This is a genomic window from Exiguobacterium sp. Leaf187 (genome assembly GCF_001423925.1).
In the GTDB taxonomy this organism is placed as follows: Bacteria; Bacillota; Bacilli; order Exiguobacteriales; family Exiguobacteriaceae; genus Exiguobacterium_A; species Exiguobacterium_A indicum.
Genome location: NZ_LMPR01000004.1, coordinates 84461 through 102866, shown reverse-complemented (window position 1 = coordinate 102866; position 18406 = coordinate 84461). Strand labels below are relative to the sequence as shown.

The 18406-nt window shown below is 43.6% G+C and carries 19 protein-coding genes and 1 tRNA gene; 8 read left to right on the top strand and 12 right to left on the bottom strand.

Annotated elements, in window-relative coordinates; genetic code table 11:
* Window positions 1-32: 32 nt before the first annotated feature.
* Together ASF99_RS01390 and ASF99_RS01385 are read right to left on the bottom strand one after the other, a co-directional pair.
* Window positions 33-1310 (bottom strand): murein hydrolase activator EnvC family protein, encoded by a 1278-nt coding sequence (locus tag ASF99_RS01390; protein ID WP_023467186.1) that lies wholly within the window; start codon window positions 1308-1310, stop codon window positions 33-35.
* A 200-nt stretch (window positions 1311-1510) separates the two neighbouring features.
* Window positions 1511-2950: a murein hydrolase activator EnvC family protein gene (locus ASF99_RS01385; protein WP_023467184.1), complete on the bottom strand. Its 1440-nt coding sequence runs from the start codon at window positions 2948-2950 to the stop codon at window positions 1511-1513.
* A gap of 263 nt (window positions 2951-3213) precedes the next feature.
* Here ASF99_RS01385 and mce point away from each other — a divergent pair, with 263 nt between their 5' ends.
* A complete protein-coding gene (mce, locus tag ASF99_RS01380; RefSeq protein ID WP_050678094.1) occupies window positions 3214-3624 on the top strand; it encodes a methylmalonyl-CoA epimerase in 411 nt (136 codons plus the stop codon).
* Between the two features lie 47 nt (window positions 3625-3671).
* On the opposite strand, the gene ASF99_RS01375 is transcribed toward mce, so the two are convergent.
* From ASF99_RS01375 to ASF99_RS01355, 6 genes are all read right to left on the bottom strand, one after another.
* Complete coding sequence (locus tag ASF99_RS01375) at window positions 3672-4184, bottom strand: type 1 glutamine amidotransferase domain-containing protein (RefSeq protein WP_055966641.1); 513 nt, start codon at window positions 4182-4184, stop codon at window positions 3672-3674.
* A gap of 26 nt (window positions 4185-4210) precedes the next feature.
* A complete protein-coding gene (locus tag ASF99_RS17400; RefSeq protein ID WP_023467179.1) occupies window positions 4211-4384 on the bottom strand; it encodes a hypothetical protein in 174 nt (57 codons plus the stop codon).
* A 32-nt stretch (window positions 4385-4416) separates the two neighbouring features.
* Entirely contained in the window at window positions 4417-4851 is a 435-nt protein-coding gene (locus tag ASF99_RS01370) for an organic hydroperoxide resistance protein (protein WP_023467178.1), read from the bottom strand.
* Between the two features lie 176 nt (window positions 4852-5027).
* A complete protein-coding gene (locus ASF99_RS01365) occupies window positions 5028-6365 on the bottom strand; it encodes a hemolysin family protein (protein ID WP_023467176.1) in 1338 nt (445 codons plus the stop codon).
* A gap of 192 nt (window positions 6366-6557) precedes the next feature.
* Window positions 6558-7040 carry a DUF456 domain-containing protein gene (locus ASF99_RS01360; RefSeq protein ID WP_023467174.1) on the bottom strand — a complete coding sequence of 161 codons (483 nt, stop codon included), beginning with the start codon at window positions 7038-7040 and terminating at the stop codon, window positions 6558-6560.
* A 37-nt stretch (window positions 7041-7077) separates the two neighbouring features.
* Window positions 7078-8307 carry a DUF2254 domain-containing protein gene (locus ASF99_RS01355; RefSeq protein WP_055966638.1) on the bottom strand — a complete coding sequence of 410 codons (1230 nt, stop codon included), beginning with the start codon at window positions 8305-8307 and terminating at the stop codon, window positions 7078-7080.
* Window positions 8308-8488: 181 nt separating this feature from the next.
* Here ASF99_RS01355 and ASF99_RS01350 point away from each other — a divergent pair, with 181 nt between their 5' ends.
* The gene (locus ASF99_RS01350) at window positions 8489-9973 is read left to right on the top strand and encodes an aldehyde dehydrogenase family protein (protein WP_023467170.1); all 1485 of its coding nucleotides are present in this window, start codon (window positions 8489-8491) and stop codon (window positions 9971-9973) included.
* A 54-nt stretch (window positions 9974-10027) separates the two neighbouring features.
* Window positions 10028-10417 (top strand): tautomerase family protein, encoded by a 390-nt coding sequence (locus ASF99_RS01345; protein WP_035398885.1) that lies wholly within the window; start codon window positions 10028-10030, stop codon window positions 10415-10417.
* A gap of 108 nt (window positions 10418-10525) precedes the next feature.
* Here the strand turns inward: ASF99_RS01345 and yidD are convergent, their stop codons facing one another.
* Window positions 10526-10810 carry a membrane protein insertion efficiency factor YidD gene (gene yidD / locus ASF99_RS01340; RefSeq protein WP_055966636.1) on the bottom strand — a complete coding sequence of 95 codons (285 nt, stop codon included), beginning with the start codon at window positions 10808-10810 and terminating at the stop codon, window positions 10526-10528.
* 104 nt (window positions 10811-10914) lie between these two features.
* On the opposite strand from yidD, the gene ASF99_RS01335 reads away from it, so the two are divergent.
* The 3 genes from ASF99_RS01335 to ASF99_RS01325 all read left to right on the top strand — a co-directional run bounded on the left by ASF99_RS01335 (window position 10915) and on the right by ASF99_RS01325 (window position 14892).
* Window positions 10915-11880 carry a quinone oxidoreductase family protein gene (locus ASF99_RS01335; RefSeq protein WP_055966633.1) on the top strand — a complete coding sequence of 322 codons (966 nt, stop codon included), beginning with the start codon at window positions 10915-10917 and terminating at the stop codon, window positions 11878-11880.
* Between the two features lie 152 nt (window positions 11881-12032).
* On the top strand, window positions 12033-14351 hold the full coding sequence (locus ASF99_RS01330; protein WP_055966632.1) for a YhgE/Pip domain-containing protein: 2319 nt from the start codon (window positions 12033-12035) through the stop codon (window positions 14349-14351).
* Window positions 14338-14892 carry a TetR/AcrR family transcriptional regulator gene (locus tag ASF99_RS01325; RefSeq protein ID WP_035398890.1) on the top strand — a complete coding sequence of 185 codons (555 nt, stop codon included), beginning with the start codon at window positions 14338-14340 and terminating at the stop codon, window positions 14890-14892. Before ASF99_RS01330 ends, ASF99_RS01325 begins: the two co-directional genes overlap by 14 nt.
* 16 nt (window positions 14893-14908) lie before the next feature.
* Here the strand turns inward: ASF99_RS01325 and ASF99_RS01320 are convergent, their stop codons facing one another.
* Window positions 14909-15544, bottom strand: a complete 636-nt coding sequence (locus ASF99_RS01320; RefSeq protein WP_055966631.1) for a sterol desaturase family protein — start codon at window positions 15542-15544, stop codon at window positions 14909-14911.
* A gap of 125 nt (window positions 15545-15669) precedes the next feature.
* Between ASF99_RS01320 and ASF99_RS01315 the strand changes: the two genes are divergently transcribed.
* Window positions 15670-15948, top strand: a complete 279-nt coding sequence (locus ASF99_RS01315; protein ID WP_055966630.1) for a hypothetical protein — start codon at window positions 15670-15672, stop codon at window positions 15946-15948.
* Window positions 15949-15983: 35 nt separating this feature from the next.
* Here the strand turns inward: ASF99_RS01315 and ASF99_RS01310 are convergent, their stop codons facing one another.
* Entirely contained in the window at window positions 15984-16718 is a 735-nt protein-coding gene (locus tag ASF99_RS01310; RefSeq protein ID WP_023467157.1) for a metallophosphoesterase family protein, read from the bottom strand.
* Window positions 16719-17080: 362 nt separating this feature from the next.
* Here ASF99_RS01310 and ASF99_RS01305 point away from each other — a divergent pair, with 362 nt between their 5' ends.
* Window positions 17081-18103 (top strand): PTS transporter subunit IIC, encoded by a 1023-nt coding sequence (locus ASF99_RS01305; protein WP_029340800.1) that lies wholly within the window; start codon window positions 17081-17083, stop codon window positions 18101-18103.
* A 98-nt stretch (window positions 18104-18201) separates the two neighbouring features.
* Here ASF99_RS01305 and ASF99_RS01300 read toward each other — a convergent pair.
* A tRNA-Val gene (locus tag ASF99_RS01300) sits at window positions 18202-18274 on the bottom strand.
* Window positions 18275-18406 lie beyond the last annotated feature (132 nt).

The following is an 18406-nucleotide window of genomic DNA, read 5'->3' as shown; positions in this document are numbered from 1 at the left end:
AAAAAAAAAACGAGCCGAAGCCCGTTTTTTGATTACAGATATGCCAATGGATTCACTGCATTCAGAGGAGAAGAAGCACTATATTGATAACCTCCGACATGTAGTTCGAAATGTAAGTGTGGTCCTGTTGAATTTCCTGTACTACCAAGTGTTCCGACTTGCTGACCTTGAGAGACCGTTTGTCCTGCATGAACAGATAATGAGCTCATATGAGCGTAAACCGTCGTATAGACTTTTCCATCCAAGAAATGCGAAATCATGACGTGGTTTCCGTAAGGTCCACCACCTGATGCTGTAATGACGGTTCCGGCTGCTGCTGCGACGATCGGAGATCCGACGGGACCTTTGAAATCGACGCCATTATGGAATGTATAACCGTTTGCTCCACTAGCTGGTCCGAACCCTTGTGATACCCCACCAGAAGATGGTCGGACAAATTTCCCACCACCTGAAGCGATTGGTGTTGTATCTGAACTTGTTGATTCTGTATTCTTATTGGCTTGTTTTGCTGCTTGAGCACTTGCTTTAGCAGCTTTTTCAGCTGCCGCTTTCTCTGCTGCTGCTTTTTCAGCCGCTGCTTTAGCCGCTGCCTTCGCTGCCGCAATCGCACGTTCTTGCGCTTCGAGAGTCGCTTGCAGTTCTTTTGCGTCTAACAGTTCTGTCGTAAACTTCGTCTTCCCTTTTCGTAATTTTTTGAGTGTAGCACTACGCTCTTTCATTTGAGCTTTCAACGCTTTTTTTTGTTCAAGCAATACTTTCTTTTCTTGCATTTGCTCCGCTTTTTTCTCAACGAGTGCTTGTTTTGCTTCTGCTAATTTTTTTTGTGTCGCGATGTAATCTGAAATCATTTTATCATCTTGTTCAGCAATCTTTTTACCCGCCATGACTCGGCTGAATAAATCACCTAAATCCTTTGATCCAAAAATGACTTCTTCCCACTTAATCGAGTTTCCATCGTTTTCTTGGAAAACACGTAAACGATCACCGAGAAGTTCTTCCTGCTTCTGTAGCATCTCCTCGTAACGAACGATGTCTGCCTTTAACTCATCGATTCGATTGCTTAACTGTTTAATTTGTTTATTTTTTTCGGAAACTTGGAAAATCTTTTCGTTAATCGCTGCGTCGATTCGATTGATTTGACGTTGTTCTTTTGAAATTTTAGCTTCTTGCTTTTTAATCTCTTTTTCTAATTTACGTTGTTCAGCGGCATTTTCTGCCTTTTTTTCTTTAATCGTTGCTGCCGCGATCGGTTGTGTACCTGTTGTAAGTAATGCCCCTAAAACAATGGTAGAAATTAGTTTTTTTAGCATATATCGTTTTCCTCACTTATGTATTTTCATTTTTTATTATAGTATTCAAGTTTCTCTCATATCTGAAATAGATTATAGCACCCTAATCGTTTCAAAAAAATTTCATTTACATTTCAAGTGAAAACGTTTTTTTGTAATATATATATTTCTTATCAAATATAAAAAAAAGAATCGTTGCATATGCAACGATTCTTCACTGTTTAAAACATAGTCATTGGATTTACTGAGTTAGCTGGACCTGTTGCACTGTAGCTGTATCCACCAACGTGAATTTCGAAGTGCAAGTGTGGACCTGTTGAGTTTCCTGTGCTACCACGTGTACCGATTTGTTGACCTTGGCTGACGCGTTGACCTGCACTAGCGTTCAATGAACTCATATGTGCATAGACTGTCGTATATGTCTTCCCGTTCAATTGGTGAGCAATCATGATGTGATTTCCGTAAGGGCCGCCACCTGATGCTGTAATGACTGTACCAGTTGCAGCTGCAACGATCGGCGTGCCAACTGGACCACCGAAGTCAATCCCGTTATGGAACGTATAACCGTTTTCTCCGCCTGCAGAACCATACCCTTGTGTCACAGCACCAGCAGTTGGATGAATGAAGAGTCCGCCTGATGATGGTGACGGTTTAGGTGTCGCAGGAGCTGACGGTGCTGGCGCAGTTGGTGCTGGTGTAGATGGTTTTGGTGCCGATTGTTTCGTCGAACCAGAAGGTTTTGCTGATTGCGCTGCCTTCTCTTGTGCTGCTTGCTGAGCTGCTGCTTCTTTAGCGGCTTGTTGTTCCGCTTCTTTTTGAGCTGCTGCTTGAGCTGCTTCAGCTTCTGCTCGTGCTTTTGCTTCACGTGCCGCTTGAGCTTGACGTTCTTTTTCGATTCGTGCTTCACGTTCACGCGCTGCTTTTTCAGCTGCAATCGCTTTTTCTTGAGCGATCAAAATTTGCTGGACTTCTTTTGCATCCATCAATTGTGTTTCGAACTTTTCTTTTTTCTTACGTAGTTCTTTTAAGCGTTTGTTCCGCTCTTTTAATTGTGATTCAAGATCCGCTTGTTGACGTTTTAATTCTTTTTTCTCAACGACCAACTGCGCTTTCTTTTCTTTTACTTTTTGTTGCGCATCCGCTAATTGTTTTTGCGTATTTTGGTAATCCGTGATCATTTTATCATCTTGTTTTGAAATGGATTTCCCTGCCATGACACGGCTTACGAGGTCACCAACGTTTTTAGCGCCAAAGATGACTTCTTCCCATTTAATTGAGTTTCCATCATTCTCTTGCATGACACGAAGACGATCACCGAGTAGTTTTTCTTGGCGTTTTAGTTTCGCTTTATATTTCTCGATTTCTTTTCCAAGCTCAACGATTTCACGTTCTGTTGCTTTGATTTGACGATCTTTTGTTTCGACAGCAAAGATTTTTTCGTTCAACGCTTCGTCTAGTCGATTGACTTCTTGTTGTGTTTTAGAGATTTTTTTACCTTCTTGATTAACAGAAGACTCTAAGTTTTTTTGCTTTTTAGCATTGTCTTGTTGCTGTTGTTCGTTTTTGGCTTTCTGTTCACTTAAATCGTCTGCTGCTGCAAAATGAGGTGCTGATGAAAGAACCAGTGCGGAAACGATGAGCGACGCGAACGTTTTTTTCATGTAGTATTCCCTCTTTTTCTGTAGTATATGTTTTATGATTTATCGTAGAATATTTAAGTTAAATTTAAATTCTGTAATCTTTTTTCTTTTTTATAAGAACGTTTTTGATTATAGCATTCATTCCTCTTCCATAATATTTCAGTGATATTTCAATTTAAATAAATCTTTCCTCTTCTATGTAATAGAAACATTTGGAAGGTAACTCATCGTTGCAACTTTGGAGTGTTTTTGGGAAACTGAAGCGAACAGAAGGAGGATGTCATATGAAATTAGACCACACTGGAATTGCCGTTCGCGACATGCAGGAAGCCATTTCATTTTATACAAACGTACTTGGAGGAACCTTAACAAAAGAGTACTCGAATCCTGCGCCAGGTGTCGCTTCCAATATTGCGGTCATCGAGTTCGATGATGCGCACATCGAGTTGTTAACGCCAACAAGTCCGGATAGTCCAATCGCACGTTTTTTGAAACAACGCGGGAAAGGTGTCCATCACATTGCTTATCGTGTAGAGGATTTAGATCAAGCGATTGAAGAAGCAAAACAACAAGGATTAACATTTTTAGAAGATACGTATCGAACGACGCCGTTCGGGCGACGACTGATTTATATGAATCCCCGGCATTCACACGGCGTCATTACAGAACTCTGTGATTATCCAGAAAATCTATAAAAAATCAGCACTGCGATAGCGCAGTGCTGATTTTTCGTTTCATGGTATTAGCCGAGTTTAGCTACAATTTCCCGATTGAACGCAGGAATGTCATCTGGTTGACGACTTGAGACGAAATTATCGTCGACGATGACTTCTTCATCTGCAAAGTCCACACCAGCATTTTCTAAATCAATTCGAATTGATTTATAACCTGTCATTTTTCTTCCTTTGACGATTTTTGCATTAATCATCAATTGTGGTCCATGGCAGATCGAGAAAATTGGTTTTTTCGACATATCGAATTCTTCGACGAATGAGACAAAACGCTCGTCTTCTCGAAGTAAATCTGGTGAAAAACCGCCTGGAATCAGGAGAGCATCGTAGTCTGCTGCTGAAGTCTCATCAATCGAGAGATCAACATTTACTTTTGCCTCTTCCTGTTTGCCGACGAGTTCTGCACCTTTTTTAGCACCAATGACAGTGATCTCGTGCCCTGCTTCTTTTAATGCATCAACCGGTCCTGTGAATTCTACATCTTCAAAATGATCGGCGAGTACGACTGCTACTTTTTTAGACATGTGATTCATCCCCCAAGTTGTTTGATTTAAATCGGATCTTCTCCGCGATCTCGTGGAGAAACCGTATCATCTGGCATTTCGTCTTTTCCTTTTAGGATTTCCTTTTGTTGCTCCTCTGTCAGTTTCCGTTCTTTATCCGACAGACGATCCCGTTCATCTTCAAACTCTTCATTTGGACGATCGGTTTCTTTCGGTGCCATGGAAAACCCTCCTTATGATTCGTCGATTATGCTTATAGTGAATCGACGACTTTAACAGAAAGATCAACATCAATGTTGCCACGTGTCGCTTTTGAGTACGGGCAGAAATTGTGTGTCTTCTCTAGTAAGTCTTCGGCTTCTTCCTGCGATACGCCAACGACCTCGACGACGAGTTTCGCTGCAATTTTTACACCGTTATCCGCTTCATCCTGTAAGAGGCTGACTTCTGAATTCGTCCGCGTCTCGACTCGTTTTTTTGCTTGGCGCGCCATTAAGTTATAGGCACCATCAAAACAAGCGGCATATCCTGCTGCGAATAACTGTTCCGGGTTTGATGTCGGAATGTCTTCTTTGCCTTTTGTTCCTGGCATGACTAAATCGAGATTAATGACGTTATCGTCTGAAGCGACTTTCCCGTCGCGACCACCGACTGCAGATGCACGTGAAGTAAGAATGACGTTTGACATGATAGAAAACCCCTTTTCCTGTTGAATTAAAAAATGCTTTTTTTGCCACATAGACAGTAATACCCGTCACTGAGGGAGATAAACACAAGATGTGTCTATCACCTTAGCTAATCATTTTTTAAGTAGACAAAAAAAGACGATGAACTCGAAGTTCATCGTCTTGCACATTCTATTTCTTATCCAATCTCTTCTGTTGCAGTTTCTTCTTGATCAGGCAATTGAAGATAAATCGATTTCACTTGATGATTATCGACTTCCATGACTTTGATCGTGTATTCCTGATAGCGGAATTCTTGACCACTCGACACTTCCGTATCCTGTGCCATGACCCAGCCACCAATCGTATCGATGTCTTCTTCTTCGATTCCTAAGTTAAAGCGTTCATTTAGGTCATCAATCAAGACACGGCCTGAGATGCGGTATAATCGCTCATGAATTTGTTCGATATCTGCTTTCTCATCTTTATCGAATTCATCTCGGATTTCTCCGACGATTTCTTCCAAGATGTCTTCCATCGTGATGACACCAGCCGTACCACCGTATTCATCGATGACGAGTGCCATCGGTGTCCGTTCCACCTGCATTTTCAGCATGGCATCTTGAAGCGGCGAATATTCGGATACAATCGGCAAGTTGTGGATGTAATAGCTTAATGCTTTTCCTTTATTCGCCATATGATCCGTAAATAATTGTTTCGCATTGATGAAGCCAAGGATTTTATCCTTATCTCCTTCTTCCGCTACTGGGTAACGTGTGAACTGATACTCTTCAACGAGGCGAATGATGTCCTCCATCGATGCATCGTTCGAAATCGTGATTAAGTCCGTCCGCGGTAACATGATGTCTTTCGCGATCCGCTCATCGAACGAGAAGATGTTCTGCATGTAGGAAAGCTCAGTCTGGTTGATTTCTCCACTCTTATAACTCTGTGTCATGATGATTTTAATCTCTTCTTCAGAATGGACTTCTTCGTGTCCCGCTGGCTCGACGCCAAACAACCGAAGAATGATTCGTGCTGAACCGTTCAATGTCCAGATGAAAGGTTTCATGATTTTACCGAACCAATATAGTGGTGGCGCGAGTAACATCGTGATCGCTTCCGTTTTTTGAATCGCTAAAGATTTTGGAGCAAGTTCTCCAAGCACGACATGAAGAAACGTTACAATCGAGAATGCAAGAACGAACGAAATGATCGTCGAGACGGAGTTCGGAATGTCAATCTCTTCGAACAACATACCGAGAATCGCACCTACCGTTGATTCTCCTAACCACCCGAGACCAAGCGCTGTCACGGTAATTCCAAGTTGACAGGCCGATAAATAATAATCCAAATTCTCAAGTAGCCTCTTCGCCACTTTCGCAGTCTTGCTTCCTTCTGTAATCAACTGATCGATTCGAGACATTCGCATTTTGACGACCGAAAATTCGGCAGCTACAAAAAAAGCGGTTAAGACGATGAGTAGTGCAATGACGAGTAGCCGAATGATGATCGTCGTCGTGTCGAATGTCTCCATTGAGTGTGTACTGTCCAATCGTTTCCCCGAAGAAAGGGGATTCACCTCCATTAATATAAAGCCAGATGCCGAGGCATCTGGTGGTTTACAGCAAAAAGAAGCTTCAGACTTTCAAAGCTTCCCTACTTTTTCATATTCATACTATAACGGAACTTTCATAAAATGTGTACTTGAAGACATCATTTCAGACCGTCAGACGACATAGAGAATAAAGATTACGATCATGAGTAACATCGCGATTCCCTTTAATAAGGCACTTGATAAGATACCAAGGACTGTTCCGATCCCAACTGAAACCGAGGTTTGCCATGTTTTTTTACTAATGATTTTTTCCGTCAAGATGGCAAAGACAAACGGGAAAATTAATAATCCGATACCTGGCAAAATAAACGGTCCCGCAATCAATCCGACTGTCGTTGCAATCTTAGCCGCTTGTGAGCCTCCTCGTCGATCGACGGTGTAGGCGCTGACGAGATAATCGAGCGTAAATAAGAGAATGATGAAAATCGCTTGAATCACCCAAAAACTAATCGATAGTTCAGAGAACCCGAATCCGAATCCATAAATCAAAAAACCAACTACTAAAATCGGCGCACTTGGGATGATCGGATACACGAGACCTGCAAAAGCGACTAGAAAACAGACGACGATCAGACTCCATAACAAGATTGTCACTTTCTATTCCTCCCTTCTTTTGATTCTCTTGCCCTTTTTACGTCGAAGGGGAGACAAAAGTTTCATTCAACGCCCGATGGATTTGATTTTGTAAAAAATCACGATCCCAGTCGTTCATTGTTTCAAAATGTACTTCCGAATAGATGTATGGAATGAATCGTTGAATCGTTTCATAGTGAGCAGGTAAGGCTTGTCGCTTCATCGTTCCAAGCGACTCGAGCATCGTCGCGAGAACTGAAATATCCTCTGCTCCGTAATGTCGGAGTTGATAAAACGTCGTGTACAACAATTGTTGGTAGGTTTCCCTGACGACGATATGTTGCTGGTCCTTTCCAACAACTAGTACACCATCTGGTATTACGGCATACTGTCGCATTAAGTCACCAATGATCCGAACCGCATGTCTCGCTGTATTCGGATCATTGATTCCTGGAGAAATCGCACGTAAAGCAACTTCACTTAATTTTTCAAGAACAAATGCAAAATCCTGTTCTGAAGATTTCGTCGGTCCAATTAAGATACTTTCATTGATATCCCGGCAAGTCGCCCGTCCGATGGCTTCTCCCTCTGTTACGAATGAGCCGACCGTTCGATCAATATACACGCGGTCTTTCTGATCAAAAGCATCATAATCGACTGCTTGAATATATCCGGTTCGAGTTGCCTGAATAAGATGTGGATAATTTGTCGTCATCTTTCTTTCAGTAATCTTTTGTTCTCCCGATTCTAGATGTTCGACTTGCCGTTTCAATAATTCGTTCCCTTCTTCGTGTAATCGATCCAGTAATGTCGTCACGCGAATCGACTGGCTGACGATATGAATGAATGCGACGAATGCCACGATCGATATCAACACGACGAGAACCGCTACTGTTGAAGCGACGACACTCGTCTTCAAAGCCGGACGAAGGAAAAAGAGCATCGTCATCGAGTAACTGACCGCTCCAATGAATATGCCAAAGATGTGTTGCACCTGTCGATTCTCGATGAAATTAGGCAATGTCCGAGGTGAGAATTGTGATGAATAGGTCGTCAATACAACCAGGATGGTCGAGAACGTGAATGTCATCATGGCGAGCAGTCCGGTAAAGACCGAACTATGGATTGTCTGCGCTAAGCCAAGTGTCGTTTGCCACTCTTTTGGAAACCAGTCTGATATATACACATCTAACCACGTCACGATTCCCGTCAAACCAATCCCAATGAGACCATATAACAATGGCCACCACCAATTGATTTCTCGAGACAGGACTTTCAGCTTCTTCAAAATAAAATTCCTCCTTTTTATAGCACTATACTGATTGATTTCCTGATTTAAAGCGCTTTAAAACCCATCTGACTGACTGACTTTGAGCAATATATTTGGTCGAAGTGCACGGATGTGTTTTACTTCTTTTCATAACGTGAATAACTTAATTGTTATGAAAACGAATGGGAGATGAAATGATATGGCTCAACAAAACGAAGCTACATTGCATACAGATTTCACGAAAATTTATATTGACGGTCAGTGGCGCACAGGCGCAAGTGACAGCAACATGACGAACACGAATCCTTTCACGGGTGAAGAGCTCTTTACAATCTCTGCAGCGAATCAACAAGATTTAGATGACGCATATGAAGCGGCTCAAGTCGCTCAAAAAGACTGGGCGAAAGTTCCTGCCTTAAAACGCCAAGGCTTGATCGAAAACTTCTTGAAAGTCTTGTACGAGGAGAAAGAAACGATCATCGAATGGTTGATTAAAGAGTCAGGAAGTACACGTATTAAAGCGGAAGGCGAATTCCTTGCTTCTGTCTTGATCGTCAAGGAAGCTGCGACATTCCCACTTCGGATGCACGGTGAAATTCGTCCATCGGTCGTACCAGGTAAAGAAAACCGGATCTACCGTAAAGCACTTGGCGTCATCGGTGTCATCAGTCCATGGAACTTCCCGTTCCACTTAGCTGTACGGTCGATCGCTACTGCTATTGCCATCGGGAACGCAGTCGTTGTCAAACCAGCTACGGACACACCTGTTTCAGGCGGATTGATTTTTGCTAGTCTGTTTGAAAAAGCTGGATTGCCAAAAGGTGTCTTGAATGTCATCGTCGGTCGCGGTTCAGAAATCGGTGATGCTATCGTCGAACATCCTGTACCACGTTTGATTTCATTCACAGGATCAACTGAAGTAGGTCGTCATATCGGTGAACTTGCTGGTAAACATCTAAAGAAAACAGCGCTTGAACTTGGCGGAAACAACGTCTTCGTCGTACTTGATGATGCTGATCTCGATCGTGCGGTCGAATCTGCTGTCTACAGCAAGTTCTATCACCAAGGTCAAATTTGTATGTCGACGAACCGAATTCTCGTCGCTTCTTCGATACATGATGAATTCGTCGAAAAATACGTCGCTCGTGTAAAAGAGCTACAATACGGTGATCCATCACATGATCGGACACAAGTCGGACCACTCATCAACCAATCACAAGTTGAACGGATTCTTGAAGATCTCGAGAAAACAAAAGCTGCGGGTGCAACCGTTCGTGTCGGCGGCGAAGCAAAAGATAATGTCATCGCACCTACTGTCGTCACGGGTGTTACGAACGATATGCCACTTGCTAAAAATGAAATCTTTGGACCAGTTGCTGTCATCATCCCGTTCGATACGGATGAAGAGGCACTCGAAATCGCAAACTCACTTCCATACGGATTGAGTGGCGCTGTCCATGGTTCTTCTATCGAACGCGCGACTGCCTTTGCGCTTGAAGTCGAGACAGGTATGATTCACATCAACGACCAATCAGTCAATGATGAGCCGCATATGCCATTCGGCGGTGAAAAAGATTCAGGACTCGGTCGCTTTAACGGTGAATGGGTGCTTGAGGAATTCTCGACTGTCCAATGGTTGTCTGTCATGCACGATCGTCGTCAATACAAACCATTCTTTGAGTAATATAAGAGTAGGGTCTTCCCTACTCTACATACTTTTGTTAAGGAGTGATTTCATATGCCGTTATTACGATTCGACGTCATTGAAGGACGTTCAGAAGAAGAGTTAAAAACGTTACTCGACACCGCACACGATGCGATGGTCGAAGCATTTGATGTGCCGGAGCGCGATCGTTATCAAATCGTGCATACGCATAAAGCACATGAGATGGTCATTCAAGATACAGGACTTGGATTTGAACGGAGTAAAGATATCGTTCTTATTAGTGTGACGAGTAAAACGCGGACGGAAGAGAAAAAACAACGTCTCTACCACTTACTCGCCGAACGCTTACAAGCAAACTGCGGACTCGCACCGACTGATTTAATGGTGTCGATCGTCGAAAATGATGCAGCCGACTGGAGCTTCGGTCTTGGCGAAGCACAGTTTTTAACGGGTAAATTATGATCGTCTGTAAATAGAACAAAAAGGGACGTATGTTATCGGTAATATCCGGTAACACACTTCCCTTTTTTTATTCTTACTTCATTAAACAAAAGAGAACCTTCACATGACTTACTCCTTCGTTTCTTCCGCCTTCTCCTGCGGATTTTCCCGTTGCAGCGGTGCTTTCCAACTAAATTGATCAGGTTCTGGAACGAAATCGAGACCACCTGGATGAAACGGTTGGCACCGTAACAATCGACGCGTCGTCAAATAACTCCCTTTTACTGCACCATGACGTTCAATCGCCTCCATCCCGTAATGGGAGCATGTTGGATAAAATCGACATGTGGCTGGCTTCATGGGAGAGATGACTTTCTGATAAAAACGAATTCCTCCCATTAAGACACGTTTCATAACGTCCCTTCTTTCCTCTTTTTTTCTAGTGTAACGCATCTGTCCATCATTTTCAGATGTTCTGCCTTATACTAAAAGCAGATTTAAAAGAAGGATGTGTTGAGATGAAGGCATTAACTTTCCACGAATTTGGAGGTTCTGATGTATTACGCTTCGAAGACGTACCAACGCCAACAATCACTGAACAGGAAGTTCTGATTGAAATGAAAGCGATCGGTCTGAATTTTGCAGACATCTATCGCCGAAAAGGAAACTATCATTTAGAAGGTCAGCCTCCCTATATTTTAGGGTATGAAGGAGCTGGAATCATCACAGCGGTCGGTGCAGGCGTTTCAACATTCCATGTAGGTCAACGAGTTGCTTTTGCGGACGTTCCGCTTGCGAACGCTGAGTACGTCGCAGCACCCGTTGATAAATTGATTCCGCTTCCTGATGGTATCTCATACGAAACAGCAGCTTCTGTCTTATTACAAGGGTTAACAGCGCATTATTTAACTCGAGATAGCTATCATGTCCAACCGGGGGATACCGTCTTAGTTCATGCCGCTGCCGGTGGCGTTGGGCAGTTGTTGACACAGCTCATTCGGTTGCTTGGGGCAACTCCGATTGGATTAACGTCTTCTCCTGAGAAAGCACGGATTGCTAAAACTGCTGGCTGTGAATCTGTCTATTTATATTCAGAGAACTGGGTCGAGCACGTACTCGCACAAACTTCTGGTAAAGGGGTCGATGTCGTTTATGAGTCTATCGGTTCTACCTTAATGGATAGTTTCCATGTCACAAAAGTCCATGGAACAGTTGTCTTCTACGGTATGGCAGGCGGTGATCCTGCACCTGTTGATCCCCGCTTTTTGATGGATACGTCCAAAACATTGACGGGTGGTGATCTTTGGAACGTATTAACATCTTCTGAAGAACGCATCCGTAGATCCGGTGAATTATTTGATTGGATTCTATCTAATCATCTCACCCTGTCTTCGCCTACAACATTCAGATTATCTGATGGCAAAGCGGCACATGACTTTTTGGAAAGCCGACGCAGCACAGGAAAACTACTTTTGCTCCCTTAACTCGCTTTTTTCGAGACGACTCCCTGCGAGTCGTCTTTTTTATGTGAAATCAAGATTATCGATTGCTTTTTTTTAATGAAGAGAGTAAAGTAAACCTCATCAAAACCTAAAACTCAAATTAGTTTTGAGTTTTAGAAAGGGGATTTGTATTTATGTTTCGCTCAGAATGGAAGAAATTGAAGAGTCCGATGATGATCGTCGTCATTCTCGCCCTCATCCTCGTACCGTTTCTCTACAACTCCATCTTCTTATCTGCATTCTGGGACCCATACGGTCGTACAGAAGATATTAAGGTTGCTATCGTCAACGAAGACAAAGCAACGAAGTTTAAAGGAGAAAAAGTCGACATCGGGGATCAGTTCGTCGACAAACTCAAAAAAAATGATGATTTTGATTGGCAGTTCTTGTCTCAGGACAAAGCCGAAAAAGAACTACGCGACGGAAAAGTCTACATGACGGTTGTCATCCCGAAGAATTTCTCTAAAAATGCAACGACACTACTCGATGATCATCCAAAAAAGATTGAGTTGGAATATTACTTGAACCCAGCCAAAAACTACTCGGGCACACAAATTTCGAGTACGGCTGCCAAACAATTAAACGAAAAGATCCGTAAATCCGTGACAAAACAATACAGTAGTGCGATCTTCGGTGCGTTAAAGAAAATTGCAAACGGTATGGAAAAGGCATCGGACGGTTCTTCTAAACTAGAAGATGGCAACCACAAAACAGCGGATGGTGCTAAAACACTGGCTACGAACCTCGGAAAACTTGCGGATGGCAGTCTGACACTATCTGAAAAGCTCGGGGAAGCAAATCAAGGTTCAAAAAAACTCAGTGACGGTGTCACGACACTCGACGAAAAAACTGCTCTCTTCGCTCAAAAAACGGGTGAGTTGTCTTCTGGGTTGAACACGCTAGACGAAAATGGTGGTAAGTTGCAAGCCGGTGCCGCGCAACTAGAAGACGGAGCAACAAAACTCAGCGGTGGCTCGACACAAGTCCGTCAAGGGGCAGAGCAACTGGCTGCGGGTACGGCTCAGCTCAACGAAAAAATTCCTCAGTTGACGGACGGATTAAATCAACTGGACGAGAAAGCTCAGGCAGCTAATGCATTATTAAATCAATTGAATCAAGATGCTGCACAATCTAAACAAGATCTACGTGCGCGTCGAGAAGCGCTTGAAGCAAATGCCGCTCAACTAAAACAAGTTATTTCCGCTTCTGATCAATTATCAGATGAGGAGAAACAAACGTTACTTGGAACAATTGGAACGTTAGAAGAAAATATTAAAAGCCTCGCTGCGCAAGAAGGGGCAATCGATCAAAGTCTTGCTCAAGCAACCGAAGCGACGAAAAAAATCGGTCAACTTGCTGCTGGCGGTAAGCAAGTCGAGTCCGCCGTATCGCAACTGAACGCAGGTCAAGTAAAACTCGTCGACGGTGCGAAGCAAGTCGAATCTGGCGCACAACAATTAGCAAGCGGACAAAAGACATTCAATGAAAAACTCGGTCAATATACTGCAGGCGTGCATAAAGCGGCAACAGGCGGTACACAACTGGCTGACGGAGCTAATCAACTTTCAGATGGCACACACCAACTCCAAACAGGAGCTAGCGCGTTAACTAACGGGTTAGGTCAATTGGCATCTGGTTCAACTACGATTACAGACGGTATCGGTAAAACGACCGATGGGGCTTCAAAAATCGCGGATGCCAATATGAAACTTGAAGATGGGGCTAAAACGTTGAAGGACGAGCTTAGCAAAGGAGCTAAAGACGCCACTGTCAAGCCAACGAAAGAGCGGGACAATATGCTCGCAGAACCTGTCGTCTTAAAAGAACATGACTATTCGACGGTCAACAACTACGGTTCTGGTTTATCAGCTTACATCCTTAGTATCGCCTTATTCGCAGGTGCCTTGATGTTCTCGTCTGTCTACCAGATTCGTCCAGAACATGGTGAGAGTCTGACATGGCGCTTCCTTGTCGGTAAATTATCACTCATCTTACCGATCGGCGCATTACAAGGTGTCGCAGCGGCTACGGCCATCGTCTATGTTCTCGATTCTGATGTCGCGAGCGTTCCTGCACTCTACGGATTCGCCGCCTTAACAGGTATGACGTTCATCACGATTCTGTTCACGCTCGCGATGCTACTCGGTCGCGTCGGACAATTCCTTGCCTTCCTACTACTTCTGCTTCAAATCGGTGGTAGTGGCGGTACGTTCCCAGTCGAGATGACGCCAAGCTTCTTCCAAGCGATTCACGCCTTCTTACCAATGACGTATTCAGTCGGTGGATTCCGTGAAGCCCTTGGACTTGGTGTGACAGACACCCTCATCTCAAACAGTCAAGTCCTCGCGACCATCCTAGTCGTCGCGTTGCTCATCAGCTTCGTTGGAGGGCTCGGAGCCAAGCGGATTTTACTCTCAACGAAAGTGAGACGAAAACAACATGACACAGTCTGATAAAGAAATACTGATACTAGACTCAGCGATGGCTTGCTTTTCTGAACTCGGTTATAAAGGTACGACGATCGAGCGTGTCGCTCGACGCGCTCATGTCGGGAAACCGACCGTCTACCAACTGTTTGAAAGTAAACTCAATTTGTTCGAATCGCTCGTAACCCGTGTGCTGCAAGAGATGAAAGAAGAAGCAGAACGCGCTTACGTCGAACATGCGACGGTAGAAGAAAATAAGCAAGCAATGATCGATGCTATCGTCTATCATCAGCAACAACATTTGTTCATTCTTCAAATCATCGAAGAAACACGTAATCTTAAATTACAAGAAATGCAAGAATTACGGACACGTATTGAACGACATGTCGTCGAATATCTTAAAACGCTCCTTGAGACTCGCCTTGGACAAGATGATCGTGACGTACCAGTCGATGTCACAGCCTTTCTGATTTTCCGGACGTATATCGCATTGATTGCCGAATGGCCATCGATTGCGCATCCACTTGAGCTCGATACGATTCGTCGTGCCATGCTACGTATTTTATGAATCAAAAAACCGCCGGTCAGTGGATCGGCGGTTTTTCATATTCTCGATTCTTTTCTAAATTCCGTGCCGTTTGACTAGAAGTAACTGTTTTTTCATCCTTCAGTGTGCCAAACAACCAATCTCCCACCGGATTTGACACACCAAACCAGTAGTGTTCATTTTTGAAATGATGTAATAGATGCGTTCTTTTCATCCATTTTCCAAAGCGTGTTCTCGGTTTCAACGGAACGTGTGCCACGTAATGTTTCCATTCATACACAAGCAGCATGACGATCAATCCACTCGCGGCTGCCGCTGTCGAAACGACAGATTGCGTCAGAAAATAGGTCAGAGCAGCAAAGAAACCAAGATTCGGCAAGGAATACCAGACCGGTAAAAACAACAGATGCAGTTCATTCGGATGCGCATGATGATCGTAATGAAGTCGTTTCAACAATTTTCGTCCAAGCACATTTTTAGGCGGTGGTAAATGAAACAAAAAACGATGCGTCAAGTATTCACTGAAGCTAAATACGATCAGTCCAAGACAAAAGAATAATATAGTCGTCCAATGAAACGGCTGAGCAAGGACATAACTACTAACCGCAATCAGTAATACGAGCATGATCAAAATATCCGGAAACAGAAAAAAACGACGATAGATATTTAACATAGGTGCCTTCCCCTTTCTCTTTCGTTACAGCATATAATCGTACGTTCATCGATTCGTCACGTTTTTTACTTCAAGTCGTGTAATCATTCTCGCTCCCTCCCTTATACTAAATAGAGAATGGAGTGATGATCACTTTGAGTTTATCGACCGGAATCATCTTCGTGTTACTCGCCTATACACTCATGTCGCTTTACGACATGTGGCAGGTATACCGGATAACGAGCAAACTTTGGATGTTTGTATTATTTCTTGCAACATTAATCAGTCTCATCGTTGCCTTTTTTGTGGCCCCTGTCCTTGCGCTATTCTTTTACTGGTCACGCCATCCATTGAAACGAAACATCGGTATCGTGTTACTGATTGTCGTTTGTCTTATCTTAATCATGACAAAATTGTCGTCTTGATTGAATTCCTTCATGAATGTCTCATGAAGGTTTTTTCATGTCCTACTACCGAAGAAGAGTCGGCGCATCAACTCACGTTCCGGCATCTCCGTCGTTTTGAGAACGTCTAAAAATGGTCGATCATCATATGAAAGCTTCAGGATTTCTGAACGGACTTGGCCCTTCTCCCAATCGATGATTGCTACTGGAGCAATAGCTGTTTCCTGACATCCAAGTGCACCTGGATTAATAAAGAGCGTTTGCTCTGTCTCGACTTGTTGCGCTGGATGATGGTGACCGAAACCAATGATCCGCGCCTCACTTCCAGCAAACAGGACGGATAAGTTTTCTTTCGTTCCATCCACCGCTTGCTTTAACGGCTCTTCACCAATCTTCTTCGTCTGGTCGGCATAAGCATAGTGCGTCAGGTGCATCGTTTGCTCCTGATGCATGATATTTAAGACACGCGGTAAACGTTCCAAATACTTTTGATTTTCTTGCGTCAACGTATCCGCAATCCATTGATGGTGCTCTTTAGCATGGCGGTAACTATCGGGATAGTTCTCCCCATGGATTAAAGCAAGGACACATTCATCATGATTCCCAGAAATCGTTTGAATATCTGGTCGTTGCTTCAATAGATCAATGACTTCATTATGCTCTGGTCCAATGCCGACAAGATCACCGAGACAATAGACGGCATCGATCTCTGGTTGTTGATCAAGATAGGACAATACTGCACGTAATGCTGATGCATTACCATGAATATCTGTAAAAAGCATCACTTTCATGTAAACGCCTCCATTGTTGGTACATTAGGATTTCCCGATGATACCGTGAATTCCTGTCAGATTTCAGGAAAAAATAAATTGTCAGAAAATATTGATTATTAATCAAGAGCATGTTAGGCTTAGAAAAATTCACAGAGAGGGGCACGATCGAATGATTCCGACGCAACAGCCATTTAACCAAGTCGGCCGACTGATTATTCTATGCATGAGGGACTGAAAACTTTTCCGATGATGAAACGGAAATGATTTTTGGGCCCTTCTTTCGATGCATCGAATGAGGCGCCCGCACAGAATGAGTGGCGCCTATCCCAAAAACGGATAGGCTTTTTTCATGGCAAAAAATAGAGATAGATAGAGAGAGGATGACAACGTTGAAAGAATATGCGATGGATCGAATGGTAAAAGTATCAGCTGGAATGGCAAATGCCGTTCTTGTAACACTCGGTGTCGGACTCCTGATTGAGACACTCGGAAATCTTCTACATATCCAAATGCTACTGACGATTGGTGGTGTCGCAAAAGTACTACTCGCCCCTGCACTTGGTGCCGGTATTGCCTTTCAGCTCGGAGGAAATACACTTGTTCTGTTCAGCGCGATGATCGCAGCGACGATCGGTGGTGCCGCTCTTCAATCAACTGCTTCTGGACTCGTTCTTGTACCCGGTCAGCCGATCAGTGCGTTACTCGCAGCTGCCGTCGCTGTATACGTCGGAAAACGTATGACTGGAAAAACGAAATTTGACATGATGGTCATCCCGATGAGTGCTGTCCTTGCTGGCGGCGTGACTGGAATCGGTGCTGCTGCCGTCACGACACCACTCCTTACAAAATTCAGTGCCATGATCACAGCATCCGTTGAATCATCTCCAATCGCAACTTCTCTTGTCATCGCACTCATCTTTAGTGTCTTATTGATGTCTCCTGCTTCGTCCGCTGCACTCGCTATCGCTTTGCAACTTGATCCTGTAGCAAGTGCCGCTGCGCTGATTGGCTGTTCCGCTCAATTCGTCGGCTTCACGTTGATGGCATACCGTCAGACGGATCCAGGTGGTTTGATTGCTTCATTCTTTGTAACACCTAAAGTACAATTCCCGAATATCGTTAAAAATCCTCGTCTGGTCGTTGCACCGTTTCTCGCAGCGATGATTTCAGCTCCTGTCGCGACGCTTCTTCTCTCTTTGAAAGTACCGTACGAACTCGCAGGACTTGGATTAAATTCGATGATTGCCCCACTCAATATTTTCGTCAACCAAGGTCCTCAGGCGTTCCTCGTCTTCTTCTTGACTGGTGTCGTTCTACCTGGTGTCTTGACGCTCGTCTTCTATCGATTGACGACTGTCGCAGGGTGGACGAAGCGCGGCGATCTTCATCTTGAAATTCAATAAAACAATTTTACTTCCCTTCCAACTATTCCTGATTGATTTCGGGAATAGTTTTTTAACGCAAAAAAAAATCGTCCCTTCGAAAAGGAACGATTTCGGTATGATTCTGACTGGGCTCGAACCAGCGACCTCTACCCTGTCAAGGTAGCGCTCTCCCAGCTGAGCTACAGAATCATGCTGTGTTGTTACTGGGTATATTTTTATTATAGCAGCATATCGAAAAGTGTAAAGCCTTTTTCACAAAAAAAATTATCTTTTTCCAAAAAGATCTTTTTAAATAAAAACAGTTTTAAAGTTGCGGGTTCT

Bases quoted from the DNA above. Each gene is read 5' to 3' on its own strand.
- yidD (WP_055966636.1), bottom strand. From the start codon at position 10,810: ATGAAACGTGTCTTAATGGGAGGAATTCGTTTTTATCAGAAAGTCATC.
- ASF99_RS01350 (WP_023467170.1), top strand. From the start codon at position 8,489: ATGGCTCAACAAAACGAAGCTACATTGCATACAGATTTCACGAAAATT.
- ASF99_RS01385 (WP_023467184.1), bottom strand. From the start codon at position 2,950: ATGAAAAAAACGTTCGCGTCGCTCATCGTTTCCGCACTGGTTCTTTCA.
- ASF99_RS01330 (WP_055966632.1), top strand. From the start codon at position 12,033: ATGTTTCGCTCAGAATGGAAGAAATTGAAGAGTCCGATGATGATCGTC.
- ASF99_RS01320 (WP_055966631.1), bottom strand. From the start codon at position 15,544: ATGTTAAATATCTATCGTCGTTTTTTTCTGTTTCCGGATATTTTGATC.
- ASF99_RS01335 (WP_055966633.1), top strand. From the start codon at position 10,915: ATGAAGGCATTAACTTTCCACGAATTTGGAGGTTCTGATGTATTACGC.
- ASF99_RS01365 (WP_023467176.1), bottom strand. From the start codon at position 6,365: ATGGAGACATTCGACACGACGACGATCATCATTCGGCTACTCGTCATT.
- ASF99_RS01305 (WP_029340800.1), top strand. From the start codon at position 17,081: ATGACAACGTTGAAAGAATATGCGATGGATCGAATGGTAAAAGTATCA.
- ASF99_RS01370 (WP_023467178.1), bottom strand. From the start codon at position 4,851: ATGTCAAACGTCATTCTTACTTCACGTGCATCTGCAGTCGGTGGTCGC.
- ASF99_RS01325 (WP_035398890.1), top strand. From the start codon at position 14,338: ATGACACAGTCTGATAAAGAAATACTGATACTAGACTCAGCGATGGCT.
- ASF99_RS17400 (WP_023467179.1), bottom strand. From the start codon at position 4,384: ATGGCACCGAAAGAAACCGATCGTCCAAATGAAGAGTTTGAAGATGAA.
- mce (WP_050678094.1), top strand. From the start codon at position 3,214: ATGAAATTAGACCACACTGGAATTGCCGTTCGCGACATGCAGGAAGCC.
- ASF99_RS01310 (WP_023467157.1), bottom strand. From the start codon at position 16,718: ATGAAAGTGATGCTTTTTACAGATATTCATGGTAATGCATCAGCATTA.
- ASF99_RS01390 (WP_023467186.1), bottom strand. From the start codon at position 1,310: ATGCTAAAAAAACTAATTTCTACCATTGTTTTAGGGGCATTACTTACA.
- ASF99_RS01315 (WP_055966630.1), top strand. From the start codon at position 15,670: ATGATCACTTTGAGTTTATCGACCGGAATCATCTTCGTGTTACTCGCC.
- ASF99_RS01345 (WP_035398885.1), top strand. From the start codon at position 10,028: ATGCCGTTATTACGATTCGACGTCATTGAAGGACGTTCAGAAGAAGAG.
- ASF99_RS01375 (WP_055966641.1), bottom strand. From the start codon at position 4,184: ATGTCTAAAAAAGTAGCAGTCGTACTCGCCGATCATTTTGAAGATGTA.